The sequence below is a fragment of the uncultured Campylobacter sp. genome, assembly GCF_938041645.1.
Taxonomy (GTDB): Bacteria; Campylobacterota; Campylobacteria; order Campylobacterales; family Campylobacteraceae; genus Campylobacter_B.
Genome location: NZ_CALIST010000060.1, coordinates 18,805 through 31,701 on the forward strand (window position 1 = coordinate 18,805; position 12,897 = coordinate 31,701).

The 12,897-nt window shown below is 45.7% G+C and carries 10 protein-coding genes; all 10 read left to right on the top strand.

Annotation, left to right across the window (positions count from 1 at the left end; translation table 11 throughout):
- The first annotated feature begins 727 nt into the window (after positions 1-727).
- Positions 728-1,621: a M23 family metallopeptidase gene (locus tag Q0600_RS09060; protein ID WP_298759434.1), complete on the top strand. Its 894-nt coding sequence runs from the start codon at positions 728-730 to the stop codon at positions 1,619-1,621.
- Positions 1,621-4,581: a DEAD/DEAH box helicase gene (locus tag Q0600_RS09065; RefSeq protein ID WP_298759437.1), complete on the top strand. Its 2,961-nt coding sequence runs from the start codon at positions 1,621-1,623 to the stop codon at positions 4,579-4,581. The genes Q0600_RS09060 and Q0600_RS09065 overlap by 1 nt, the downstream gene beginning before the upstream one ends.
- On the top strand, positions 4,565-5,548 hold the full coding sequence (locus Q0600_RS09070; RefSeq protein ID WP_298759440.1) for an ATP-binding protein: 984 nt from the start codon (positions 4,565-4,567) through the stop codon (positions 5,546-5,548). Before Q0600_RS09065 ends, Q0600_RS09070 begins: the two co-directional genes overlap by 17 nt.
- Positions 5,545-5,670: a hypothetical protein gene (locus tag Q0600_RS09075; protein WP_298759442.1), complete on the top strand. Its 126-nt coding sequence runs from the start codon at positions 5,545-5,547 to the stop codon at positions 5,668-5,670. Before Q0600_RS09070 ends, Q0600_RS09075 begins: the two co-directional genes overlap by 4 nt.
- Complete coding sequence (locus tag Q0600_RS09080) at positions 5,667-6,365, top strand: 3-methyladenine DNA glycosylase (RefSeq protein WP_298759445.1); 699 nt, start codon at positions 5,667-5,669, stop codon at positions 6,363-6,365. The genes Q0600_RS09075 and Q0600_RS09080 overlap by 4 nt, the downstream gene beginning before the upstream one ends.
- Before the next feature lie 150 nt (positions 6,366-6,515).
- Entirely contained in the window at positions 6,516-7,652 is a 1,137-nt protein-coding gene (gene wecB / locus Q0600_RS09085; RefSeq protein WP_298759448.1) for a UDP-N-acetylglucosamine 2-epimerase (non-hydrolyzing), read from the top strand.
- A complete protein-coding gene (gene wecC, locus Q0600_RS09090) occupies positions 7,649-8,839 on the top strand; it encodes a UDP-N-acetyl-D-mannosamine dehydrogenase (protein ID WP_298759451.1) in 1,191 nt (396 codons plus the stop codon). The genes wecB and wecC overlap by 4 nt, the downstream gene beginning before the upstream one ends.
- The gene (locus Q0600_RS09095; protein WP_298759454.1) at positions 8,836-9,933 is read left to right on the top strand and encodes an acyltransferase; all 1,098 of its coding nucleotides are present in this window, start codon (positions 8,836-8,838) and stop codon (positions 9,931-9,933) included. Before wecC ends, Q0600_RS09095 begins: the two co-directional genes overlap by 4 nt.
- Complete coding sequence (locus Q0600_RS09100) at positions 9,930-12,056, top strand: bi-domain-containing oxidoreductase (protein ID WP_298759456.1); 2,127 nt, start codon at positions 9,930-9,932, stop codon at positions 12,054-12,056. Before Q0600_RS09095 ends, Q0600_RS09100 begins: the two co-directional genes overlap by 4 nt.
- Positions 12,057-12,074: 18 nt before the next feature.
- Positions 12,075-12,897 (top strand): asparagine synthase (glutamine-hydrolyzing) (gene asnB, locus Q0600_RS09105; RefSeq protein WP_298759458.1); only part of this gene is annotated, 823 nt, incomplete at its 3' end.

Here is a 12,897-nt window from a genome sequence, read left to right on the forward strand (position 1 = left end):
GGGCGCACGCTGTCGCTTTTTACACCGATCGGCACCGATCATTTGGGCATGCTAGGACAAAATCTAGAGCAGATCGCCCACACCAAGCTCATTACGATGGATAAGGAAGCGATTTTAAGCGACGAGATGAGCGAGGTTCCGCTTCGTATCGCGCAGCAGATCGCAGAGCAAAAAGGAACTCATTTGAGGTTTGCAACAGAGCTTTTAAGCGAGAGCGAGCGAGCGCAGATCGTAGAGTTTTGCGCGCACAATAATCTGCCTAAATTTCAAATTTCAAATTTAGCCCTAGCGCTTGCCGCGATGAAATTTTTAAATTTGAAATTTGAAATTTCGCAGCTGCCGCCTCTAAATTTACGCGGCAGGATGGAGACTCTGGCGCCGAATTTACGCGTGGATGTTGGACACAACGAGCTTGCGGCGCAGCAAGTAGCCCACGAAATTACCGAAATGTACGGGGGCAAAAAAATCGTGTTGATTTACAACGCTTTTGCCGATAAAGACGTAGCCGCGGTGCTGCGAGCTTTAGCACCCGTGGTAGAGCGCGTGGAGATCTTTAGCTACGAGGTTGCGGATCGCGAAATGGCAGCAGAGGCGATAACCCGTGCGCTTGACGTACTTAAAATTCCGTATTCGCCGTTTCGTGGCGAGCTTAGAGCGGAGGAGGAGTATTTGGTTTTCGGCTCGTTTCATTTGGTAGAAAATTTTATTTTATGGCTTGAGGCGCGCCGTGGCTAAAACTAAACTTACCCTAAGCGATCACTTTGGCACCAAGACGCTGTATTTTGGCGAGAATTTTAGATTTCAACTTAAAATTTTATCCGCGTTTTTCGTAATTTTTCTGCTTGTTTTGTTTTTTGCGATATTTAAACTCGCTAGCGACCGCTCAAATTTAAAAGAGCTAAACAAAATCCTCTACGCCGAAAATCTCGCGCTAAAAGAGCAAAATATCGCGCTTGAGGGCAAAAACGAGGAGGTGCTTGCCAAGCTGGACGGACGCGAAGACGATGGAGGCGGGCTGGATAGTGATATCCAGGTAATGCTTGCGATGAATGAGATGAAAAAGGAGCGTAAAAAAGGCTCCGGCGCGCACATCGCAGCTAGCGAAAAAACGGCGAGCGCGATTCTTAGCGCTGTGCCTAACGGACCTCCGATGCAGTATCGTGGCGTCACTAGCCCTTTTGGGATGCGCACTCATCCAATCAGCGGCGTTATGAGGATGCACCACGGCATCGACTTGCGAGCAAGCGAGGGCACTCCGGTGTTTGCGACGGCAGAGGGCTTTGTGCAGTTCGCAGGCGGCAGTGGTAGCGGATATGGAATTTTAGTGATTCTATCGCACAATTACGGTTTTGAGACCCGCTACGGCCACCTTAGCTCCGCGGTCGTAACGCCCGGTTCTTGGGTTAAAAAGGGCGATCTTATCGGCTATAGCGGCAACACCGGCTACAGCACCGGCCCACACTTGCATTACGAAGTTAGGTTTTTGGCTCAAAGCGTCGATCCTGCAAATTTTATGAGCTGGAACGCGCAAAATTTCAAAAATATCTCGACCTTAGAGCCTAACGTATCGTGGCAGGAGATCGCAAACGTCGTGCAGCACCAGATCGAAAGGTTCAAATAATGCAAGCCGAGGTTTACGAATATTTTTTGCAAAACCAAAAAGAGCTTTTGATCTGCGAGGATGAAAAGGAAGCCGCGGCGTGCGAGCAGGTGCTTAAATTTATGGGCTATGCGGCCTTTTGCCTGCCCGATTTTAGAGCGAGCTTCGGCGAGGATCTGCGCAGCTACACGGGCGAGCTTACGGGTATCAGCACCGCTCTTAGCGCGTTTTACAAAGCAAGCGGCAAAAAAATTTTAATCTCTCCCGTCCGCACGATCCTAAACAAACTCCCCGCCGCAAGCCATCTGCGCTCGCTAAATATAAAATTTGGAAGCGAGTTAAACTTAAGCGAGCTGAAAGAGGAAATTTTGCGCCTCGGATACGATGTGCGCGATATCGTCGAAAGTATGGGCGAGGTTAGCTTCCGTGGCGAGATCATCGATATTTTTTCGGTAGGGAGCGAAAGCGCGGTTAGAGTTCTGCTTGACGGCGAGAGGGTCGAGAGCATCAGGCGCTTTGACGTCGCTACGCAAAAAAGCGAGAAAGAGGAGCTCGTGCAGGTCGAGATAGCGCCGTTTTTGGCAAATTTAAGCGAGGACGAGTTTGAGAGCGTGAGCGAAAAGATATCGCGCGCGGACAGCGACGCGTTAGCTCGCGATCTGGGCTCGCTCGGGTTTTGGTTCATCGAGGGCTTCGTCGATTACACGAGCGCGTTTGATTGCGTCTTACTGCACGAGATTAAAAAGGATGAAATTTTTTCCGAACGCAATTTGGATTTTTTAGACGCGATCGAGGTACTGCCCGCGGCGCGTAAATTTAAAGACCTCGCCGTGACGCCGTCGCAGGAATTTTTTGAATTCCACCGCAGCGAGGCTATCACGCTGATCGCGCGAAACGACGCGCTGCTCGCGCCGTTTGATCTTAGCGGATTTAGCAATATCGAAATTTTACGCGAGGATTTCGTCGTAAATTTAATAAGCGCCGAGCGGATCATCCTTTCGCTAAACAAAGCGGCGCCTAAAAAGCGCGTAAGAAGATCGAGCCTGGCTCTGGATGAGCTAAACGTGGGCGATTTTGTCGTGCACGAAGATCACGGTATCGCTAAATTTAACGGGCTTGAGCTTATCGAGGTGATGGGGCACAGCAAGGAGTTTGTATCCCTGCTCTACGAGGGCGGCGACAAACTGCTGCTGCCGGTAGAGTATCTAAATAAGATCGATCGCTACGTCGCAAGCGGCGGCGCGGTGAGCTTGGATCATCTGGGCAGGGCGAGCTTTTCAAAAATCAAAGAGCGAGTGCGCGAAAAGCTCTTTGCGATCGCTTCAAAGATCATCGCGCTGGCGGCAAAGCGCGAGCTCGTGCGGGGGCTCGTCATCAAAAACGAAAGCGCGGATTATGCGAAATTTCTAAGCGCAAGCGGTTTTATCTACACGAGCGATCAGCAAAAGGCTGTGAGCGCGATTTTGGCGGATCTGCAAAGCGGCAAGGTGATGGACCGCCTACTTAGCGGCGACGTGGGCTTTGGAAAGACTGAGGTTGCGATGAATGCGATCTTTGCCTGCATCCGAAGTGGGCATTCGGTGCTGTTTTTCGTGCCTACGACGTTGCTTAGCTCGCAGCATTACGCCACGCTTAGCGAGCGCTTTAGGGAGTTTGAAATTCCTGTTTTCAAGCTCGATCGCTTCAGTAGCGCGAGGCAAAAGAGTGAGATTACAAAGCGCCTGCAAAGCGGCGAGGCGATCGTCGTGGTCGGCACGCACTCGCTTTTAAATTTAAACCCCGCAAATTTAGGGCTCATAATTATCGATGAGGAGCATAAATTCGGCGTTAAGCAAAAGGAGCGGCTCAAAGAGAAAAGCGCCGCCTCGCACCTGCTTAGTATGTCTGCCACGCCGATACCGCGCAGCCTGAATATGGCGCTAAGCTCGATCAAAAGCTATTCCACGCTGCTTAGCCCGCCGCAGGACCGCCTGGACGTGCGCACCTTCGTCAAGCAGTGGGACGAAAAGATCGTAAAAGAGGCGGTCTCGCGCGAGCTGCGACGCGGCGGGCAGATTTTTTACGTCCACAACCACATCGCGACGATGCAAAGCGCCAAAAAGAAGCTGCTTGAAATTTTGCCGAGCCTTAAAATTTTAATTTTGCACTCCAAGATTGACGCCAAAACTACGGAGGATGAAATTTTAAAATTTGTAGCGGGCGGATACGATCTGCTACTTTGCACCAGCATCGTAGAAAGCGGCATCCATATGCCGCGCGTAAATACGATCATCGTCGAAAACGCCGATAAATTCGGTATCGCCGATCTGCACCAGCTGCGCGGTCGCGTCGGGCGCAGCAACAAACAGGGCTTTTGCTACTTTTTGATCGAGGATAAAACCGCTCTTACGCAGGACGCGCTAAAGCGGCTCGTAGCGCTTGAGAGCAACTCGTTTTTGGGTAGCGGCTCGGTGCTAGCGTATCACGATCTAGAGATTCGCGGCGGCGGAAATTTGCTCGGAGAGGCGCAAAGCGGGCACATCGAGGCGATCGGCTACTCGCTTTATCTAAAGATGCTCGAAGAGGAGATCGGCAAGCTGCTAAGCAGAAAGAGCGCCGCTGCGAGCGTGGAGCTTAAAATTTCGGTAAACGCCTTTTTGAACTCGGAATTTATCAGGGAAGATCGCCTGCGCCTGGATCTTTACCGGCGGCTTAGCAAGTGTGCAGAGGCGAGCGAAGTGCTTGAAATTTTTGGCGAGATCGAGGATCGCTTCGGGCGCGCGGATATCTACACCAAGCAATTTATCGACGTGATGATGATTAAGGTTTTGGCTACGAAGCTTGGCTTGCGCGTGATTTCGAGCATGGACGAAAATATCTTGATCACCCTTGCAAACGGCGATAAGGTGCGATTAAAGGCGCAGACGCGCGACGATGACGACGTGATAAATGAAATTTTGATCTATCTGCGAAGGGAGCTAAAAAATGCGAACTTGCGATGAAAATATCAAAAAAAGTGCGAGCAAAAGCGGGAGCGAAGAGTTAAATTTAGATGCGGAGAGCGGTTTAAATTTAGCGCCGCAAGCCGTTCTAAACAACGCGCAGAGCGGCGCCGGCGAGCAAATTTATTTCAGCGATTTTAGCGCGATTGATTGGCGTGCTGTGCAGGTCGCCGTCTTTCGCGCGAGCAAAAAGGCGCTAAAGATCGTCCGAGACATCGATTTTACCGATCTTGACGCGCTTGTGGGGCTAGAGAGCCAAAAATCGGCTCTTATAAAAAATACGGACGCCTTCCTACGCAGCCGCAGCGCCAACCACGCGCTGTTATGGGGCGAGAGCGGCTGCGGCAAATCAAGCCTTGCGAAGGCGGTTTTTTCTAAATTTATCCCGCAAGGCCTTAAGATCATTGAGATCGGCAGGGACGATCTGGGCTATCTCGTGGATATAATCGACGCGATCCGCGAAACGAACTTTAAATTTATCATCTTTTGCGACGACTTGAGCTTTGAGCTCGGCGAGAGCGGCTACAAGCATCTAAAGCCGCTACTTGAAGGCTCACTGGAGCGCGCGCCGCATAACGTGCTGATGTATGCGACATCCAACCGCCGCCACATCGTAGGCGAATGCGCAAGCGACAACGACGCCGCGCAGATAAGCCGCGGCGAGCTGCACCTAAGCGATGCGGCGAACGAGCGAATCAGCCTGAGCGAGCGCTTCGGGCTGCAGCTAAGCTTTTACGGCGGGAGCATGCGGGAGTATTTAGGGATCGTAGATGCCTATTTTGCGGCTACGCAAGGTATGAGCGCGGCGGAATTTCGCTTGAGCTTCGCCACAAATTTAGATGCGTTGCACGCAAAGGCGAGGGAGTTTGCGATGCTTCGCGCAAGTCGCAGCGGCCGTGCAGCAAAGCAGTTTTTCTTGAGCTTTAGCGAGGAATTTTTTGCAAATTTAAAAGGCGGCGGCAGATGAATACGGCGCGCGAATTTAAATTTGGCGTAAATTTTATCGCAGTGCTAGAGTGCGCGCAAAAAATCGCCGTCGCCGCGCGAAATTTTAGAAACGATGCTAGAAATTTCGGAGGCACGAGATGAGCGCGACCGAGCTTTTTATCGCGCTTTTTCGCGTCGTGAAAATTGAGGATTTTCGCTGGTGGCCCGGGTTTGGAAGCTTTGAGGTGGTCGTGGGGGCGATTTTGATCCAAAATACGGCGTGGCGCAATGCCGACGCGGCGCTGCAAAACCTGCGTAGCAAAGGACTTTTGAGCTTAGAAAGCATCGCCGGGCTAGATGAAGCGGAGCTTGCGGAGATCATTAAAGTGAGCGGATTTTATAACCAAAAAGCTAGACGCTTAAGCTTGCTTTGCAAAGCGATAATCGCGGATTTTGGGGATTTTGAGAGCTTTAAAGCGGGCGTTAGCCGTGAGTGGCTGCTAGCGCGCAAGGGAATCGGCGCGGAGAGCTGCGATGCGATCCTGTGCTATGCGTGCGAGCGCGCGGTGATGGTCGCGGACAGCTACTCGGCGCGGCTGCTCGGGGCTTTGGGCTATGAGTTTGAAAGCTACGACGAGCTTAACGCGTGGCTCGGCGAGCTGGAATTTGAGCGGATCTATGAGCTTGTAAATTCCGCCAACTCTCCCTGCGATGCGGCGGCAAAAGCAGATAAGCTGAAGAACGAAAACGGCGCGTATGCATTATTTCATGGGCTCATCGTGGAATTTTGCAAAGCACATCTAAAAGGTAAAATTTTCGATGATTTTGCAATGAAATTTTTTGATAATTTAAAATAAATCTTAGCCATCTTTAAAGCAAAGAACATTCTATACCATCCAAGTAGCGACAAATAGGTGATTTTATGTATTGTTAAGCGCCGATATAGCAAAATTTAATTAAAATTACGGCGATAAATTTGGTTAAAAAACGGATATTTAGGGGAATTTATGACTAAAAGAAAAATTTTAATAGTATTTGGAACGCGCCCGGAGGCCATTAAGATGGCTTTGTTGATAAAGGAATTTCAAAAGTGCGCGGAATTTGAAGTGAAGGTTTGCGTCACGGCGCAGCACAGACAGATGCTCGATCAGGTGCTTGAATTTTTTGAGATCAAGCCTGATTTTGATCTAAATTTAATGAAGCAGGGGCAGGATCTGTACGATATTACGTCTGGTGTTTTACTTGGTATGCGCGATGTATTTGGCGAATATACCCCAGACATCGTGTTCGTACATGGAGATACGACTACTACTTATGCCGTTTCTTTGGCGGCGTATTATCAAAAGATAGACGTTGCTCACGTAGAAGCTGGACTTAGGACGCATGATATCTATTCGCCGTTTCCTGAAGAGATAAATAGGCAGATGACGGGGCTCATAGCTAAATATCACTTCGCGCCGACTGCCGATGCGAGAGACAATCTCTTAAAAGAAGGCAAAGATTCAAAAAATATAATCGTTAGCGGCAACACCGTAATAGACGCGCTTTTGTGGACGATAGATAAAATCGAAAACAACGAGCTGCTAAAAAATAAAATTTTATCCTTTATAAACGCCAAATATAAGCTTAGTGATAGAAGATTTATTCTCGTTACAGGACACAGACGAGAGAATTTTGGAGAAGGCTTTGTTAATATTTGTGAGGCTTTACGTGAAATAGCGCTAAAAAACGAAAATATCGACATCGTTTATCCCGTGCATCTAAATCCAAATGTAAGAAAGCCTGTAGGAGAAATTTTATCGGGCATTTCGAATATATTTTTAATCGATCCGTTAGAGTATGATAGTTTCGTCTATCTTATGAGCAAGTCATATATGATAGTAACAGATAGCGGCGGCATCCAAGAGGAGGCGCCGAGCCTGTGCAAGCCCGTTTTAGTTATCAGAGAAACTACCGAAAGACCTGAAGGGATAAGAGTAGGATGTGTGAAGCTTATTGGCACCAAGCGCGAAAATATCATAAAAGAGGTGCAAAAATTATTAAATTTAAAAGATGAATATGATAAAATGAGTAAAAGTGTAAGCCCGTATGGCGACGGTAAAACTTGCAAAAAAATACTGGAATTTTTAAAAGGAATATTATGAAAAAAGTTTGCATCTTAGGTCTTGGGTATATAGGGCTACCGACGGCGGCGCTTTTGGCAAATAGGGGCTATAAAATCCACGGCGTTGACGTGGTGCAGAGCGTCGTAGATACGATCAATGAGGGTAAAATTCATATCATCGAGCCAGAACTAGATGTATTTGTTAAAAAAGCAGTGCAGAGCGGAAATTTAAAAGCAGACGTTAAGCCTGATTTCGCAGACATTTTTATCATAGCCGTTCCGACGCCGTTTCGAGACGGATACGTGCCAAATATCGATTACGTCATAAGTGCGGCAAAATCTATAATACCATACGTAAAAGACGATAATATGGTCGTTTTAGAATCCACTTCACCGGTAGGTACTACCGAAAAGATAGGTGAAATTTTAAAAAATGGCGGTGTTGATATTTCTAAAATTTATATCGCTCACTGCCCTGAGAGAGTTTTGCCCGGTAAAATTTTGAAAGAACTCACCCAAAATGATAGGATCGTGGGCGGAACTACAGAAATTGCTACTAAAAAGATAGCGGAATTTTATAGAGAATTCGTTAACGGTAGTGTTTTGGAGACGGATTCTAAGACTGCAGAGATGTCAAAGCTTACAGAGAATTCTTTCCGCGACGTAAACATAGCCTTTGCAAACGAACTTAGCATTTTATGCGATAAATTCGGCATTAACGTCTGGGAGCTTATCTCGCTAGCAAACCGTCATCCGCGAGTTAATATTTTAAGCCCGGGCTGCGGTGTAGGTGGGCACTGCATAGCGGTCGATCCGTGGTTTATCGTCCATGCGGGCGGCTACGAAGCGAGGCTGATCAAATCCGCAAGAGAGGTCAATGATCACAAAGCCGAGTGGTGTATTGAAAAAATCAAAAACGCCGCTTTGAAATTTGAGCTGCAAAACGGCAGAAAGCCCAAAGTCGCGTGCATGGGGCTTGCTTTTAAGCCCGATATCGACGATTTGCGGGAGTCGCCTGCGCTAAATATAACCAGACGCCTGATCGCAGACGGCGTCGATGTGGTTGCCGTGGAGCCCAATATCAAGGCTCACAAAGATTTTGAGATAGTGGACTATAAAAAGGCTATCGAAATTTCGGATATTATCGTATTTTTGGTCGGACATAAGGAATTTAAAGGGCTAAAAATAGAAAAAGAAGTTTTGGATTTTTGCGGAATTTATAAATGAGTTTTCAAAAAGTAATAGATAGAGATAACCATCTGAATTTTTTTAGATTGCTTTTTGCTTTACAAGTGGTATATATGCACTCGACAGGATGGCTAAAAATACCGCTTTTGTGGGGGGGGCACGTGGATAAGTTTCTTAGGCTATTTCCCGGCGTCCCACTGTTTTTTCTGGTTTCGGGATTTTTAATTACCGATAGTTATTTAAACAGCAGGAATTTAAAAGAGTATTTTATAAAAAGAGTGCTTAGGATATATCCGGCTTTATTCGTAAATATTTTGATACTTGAGCTGGCTATGTACGTAGGTAAAAACTTTAATGATATTTCGGTATTAAAATACATAGAATACTTCGTGTTATATGTTATTACCGCCGCTTCAGGCATAGCAGGCTTTATAATAGGTGTAAAAAACGGTGCTTTATATAATTATGACGGCTTTTTTAGCTCTTATCCGAGCGGCGTTTTATGGACGCTTAGCGTCGAATTATCGTTTTATATCGTCCTTCCATTTATTTTGTGTATTAGAAAGGCGATCATAAGAAATTTATTGTTAGTTTTCCTATTTTTTACATCAATGATAATTCCTGCAATCGCCGATGAAAATTTTTACTCCGCTTCAAATTTAAATAAGCTTCTCGAGTTCATCTGTTTGCCGTTTTTGTGGATATTTATCATCGGCATGGTCATGAGGCTTTATTGGCTGGATATAAAAAAATATCTCGTAGGCTACGGCTTATATTATATTGCGCTCTATTTGATATTTTGTTTTGCGTCTATAGAGTTTGGAAGCGGGCTTGGAGATTATAAGAGAGGCTTGGAAATTTCTACTGTATTTCAAATTTTCCTTTTGGCGTTAGTGATCTTTAGCATGGCTTTTTCCTACACAAATTTAAAGATAGCTAGAAACACCGATCTCTCTTATAGTACATATCTTTATCATATGCTGATAGTTCAAATTCTAATTAGTCTGGGCTTTAGCGGCTCTTTATGGTTATATCTCATAGTGGTAGCAGCAACGCTCGCGATAGCTTGCGTTTCTTGGAATTTTATAGAAAAGCCGGCGTTGAAATTAAAACAAATAAAGGTTTTAAGATGATACAAGCAATAGTTAAAAAAGGCAAAGTTTTAGCGGAGCAGATCCCTGCTCCAAGCGTTTCAAAGGGATGCGTTCTTATCAAAGTGGTAAATAGCTGCATATCAGCGGGCACCGAGATAAGCGGCGTATCAAATAGCGGAAAAAGCCTAATTAGAAGGGCTTTGGAGCAGCCTGAGAACGTCAAAAAAGTCATCAATATGGTGAAATCCGACGGTATAGCCAGCGTCTATGCGAAGGTAAAGGGCAAGCTTGATAGCGGAAATCCGACCGGTTATTCGCTTAGCGGCGTCGTCATAGCGGTCGGAGAGGGCGTTTCAAATTTTGAAATCGGAGAGCGCGTCGCCGCAGCCGGTGCAGGGCTTGCGAATCACGCAGAATACGTAGACGTGCCTAAAAATTTAGTTATGAAAATGCCGCAGGATATGGACTTTGAGCGGGCTTGCACCGTGACGCTAGGCGGCATAGCGATGCAAGGCGTTAGGCGGATCGATCTGAGGCTGGGCGAGACCTGCGTAGTCGTGGGAGCTGGGATATTAGGGCTTCTTGCGGTACAGATGCTTAAAATTTCAGGCGTGAGGGTTGCTGTCAGCGATTTTGACGATAGGCGCTTGCAGATAGCTAAGCAGTACGGCGCTGAGCTCGTCATAAACCCGTCAAAAGACGATTTGTTAGACGTCGTTTCGTCTTGGAGCGGCGGATACGGCGCCGATGGAGTGCTATTTACCGCCGCTACAAGCAGTAGCGAGCCACTATCGCAAAGTTTTCAGATGTGCAAGAAAAAGGGCAGAGTGGTGCTTGTAGGCGTTGCCGGTATGCAGATAAATAGAGAGGATATGTATAAAAAGGAGCTTGATTTTCTCATCTCCACTTCTTATGGTCCTGGTCGCTACGACAAGAGCTACGAAGAGCAGGGGCTTGATTATCCGTTTAGCTACGTCAGATGGACTGAAAATCGAAACATGAGCGAGTATCTAAGGCTGGTAAATGAAAATTTGATAAAGCTGGATAAGCTCATAGACGCAAAATACTCTATCGAGCAGGTAACTGAGGCGTTTGAGTCGCTACAGACTTCGCAGAATAAGCCGCTCATGGTTTTGCTTGACTACGGCGAGGCAAATTTAACCGAGCTTTATAGCTATCTAAATCACGATAAAAAAATTATCATAAGCTCCGTGCCCGTAAGTAGAGACGTAATAAACGTCGCATTCGTCGGCGTCGGCGGATTTGCTACCGGGATGCACCTGCCTAATATCTCAAAGCTTACGGATAAGTATAAAATTTACGCGATCATGAACCGAAGTGGGCATAAGGCAAAGGCGGTGGCACAGCAATATGGAGCAAACTACGCTACTTCAAATTTAGACGATATTTTAAATGACAAAAACGTCGATCTGGTGATCATCTCCACAAGGCACGATAGCCATGCAGAGCTTACTTTAAAGGCGCTTGAAGCGGGTAAAAACGTATTTGTAGAAAAGCCGCTTGCGACGAATAAAGAGGAGCTTGAAAAGATAAAGAAATTTTACGAAGGGGAAGGCGACAAGCCCGTTTTATTCGTGGGATTTAATAGGCGATTTAGCGCTTACGCGCAGGAGATAAAAAAGCACACGAGCGCTAGAATAAATCCGATGATAATCAGATATAGGATGAACGCGGGTTACATACCGATGGATCACTGGGTGCACGAAAACGGCGGCAGGATGGTGGGCGAAGCGTGCCATATAATAGATCTGATGACGGCGCTAACGGGAAGCGAGATAGAGAGCGTATTTTCGCAGGCGATCACGCCGAGTAATGAAAAATATAGCGCCGAGGATAACAAATCCATCGTCTTAAAATACAAAGATGGTTCGGTGGCAAACATCGAGTATTTTGCAAACGGCAGTAAGGAGCTAAGTAAGGAATTTATGGAGATCCACTTCGACGGCAAGAGCATCATTTTGGATGATTACAAAAGCCTAAAAGGATATGGGGTGGGGGTAAAAGAAATTTCAACGAACGTAAGCCAAAAGGGGCAGCTTGAAGAGCTCGAGGTGCTATTTGGGACTCTAAAAAAAGGCAAAAGCTGGCCGATAGAGCTTTGGGATATGGTGCAGACGACGGAGATTTCGTTTTTAATATGATTAAGGTAGGAGTTATATATGTGCGGTATAGTTGGTAAAATTTCATTTAATAGCATTATAGATGCCGATAAACAAGCAATAGAAAAAATGGCTTTATTATTGGCTCACAGGGGGCCCGATTATCAAGGAATATATAATGATAATAATGTCGTACTTGCTCATAGAAGACTTGCTATTATAGATACTGCAAATTTAGCGAATCAGCCTATGCTTAGCGATGATCAAGAAATAGTGTTAGTGTTTAATGGCGAAATATACAATCATACGGAGATTAGAAAAGAACTAAAAAATAAATATGCATTTAGGACCGATCATTCAGATACGGAAACTATAATATATGCTTATAAAGAGTGGGGTATAGATTGCATAAAGAAATTCAATGGTTTTTTTGCCTTTTGTATTTATGATAAAAAGAAAAATGAGATTTATCTCGTTAGAGATAGGTTTGGTAAAAAGCCCCTATATTATATACTAAATGACAGCGCATGTTATTTTGCATCGGAAGCCCATGTTTTTTTTAGAACAAATATAATAAACAAGGAATTTAATGAAGAAGCGATATACCATTATCTCACTTTTTTAACAACACCGACTCCAAGCACATTTTTTAAAAATGTATATAAGCTAGAGGCTGGCTATTATCTAAAAATATCAAAACAGGGTGTTGAAAAGCAACAATATTTTAATATCTCTGATTATATTAATATAGACAATAAAGATTCTTTTGAAACAGCCGTAAATATAACAAGAGAAAAATTAGAATCATCGATGAAATATAGGAATGTAGCTGATGTTGGTGTTTGTGTCGCATTAAGTGGAGGACTCGATAGCTCATTAAATA

What these genes read in the sequence shown, in the direction of transcription:
- Q0600_RS09065 (WP_298759437.1), top strand. Translation starts at nt 1,621, where the DNA reads ATGCAAGCCGAGGTTTACGAATATTTTTTGCAAAACCAAAAAGAGCTT.
- Q0600_RS09095 (WP_298759454.1), top strand. Translation starts at nt 8,836, where the DNA reads ATGAGTTTTCAAAAAGTAATAGATAGAGATAACCATCTGAATTTTTTT.
- wecC (WP_298759451.1), top strand. Translation starts at nt 7,649, where the DNA reads ATGAAAAAAGTTTGCATCTTAGGTCTTGGGTATATAGGGCTACCGACG.
- Q0600_RS09100 (WP_298759456.1), top strand. Translation starts at nt 9,930, where the DNA reads ATGATACAAGCAATAGTTAAAAAAGGCAAAGTTTTAGCGGAGCAGATC.
- wecB (WP_298759448.1), top strand. Translation starts at nt 6,516, where the DNA reads ATGACTAAAAGAAAAATTTTAATAGTATTTGGAACGCGCCCGGAGGCC.
- Q0600_RS09075 (WP_298759442.1), top strand. Translation starts at nt 5,545, where the DNA reads ATGAATACGGCGCGCGAATTTAAATTTGGCGTAAATTTTATCGCAGTG.
- Q0600_RS09070 (WP_298759440.1), top strand. Translation starts at nt 4,565, where the DNA reads ATGCGAACTTGCGATGAAAATATCAAAAAAAGTGCGAGCAAAAGCGGG.
- Q0600_RS09080 (WP_298759445.1), top strand. Translation starts at nt 5,667, where the DNA reads ATGAGCGCGACCGAGCTTTTTATCGCGCTTTTTCGCGTCGTGAAAATT.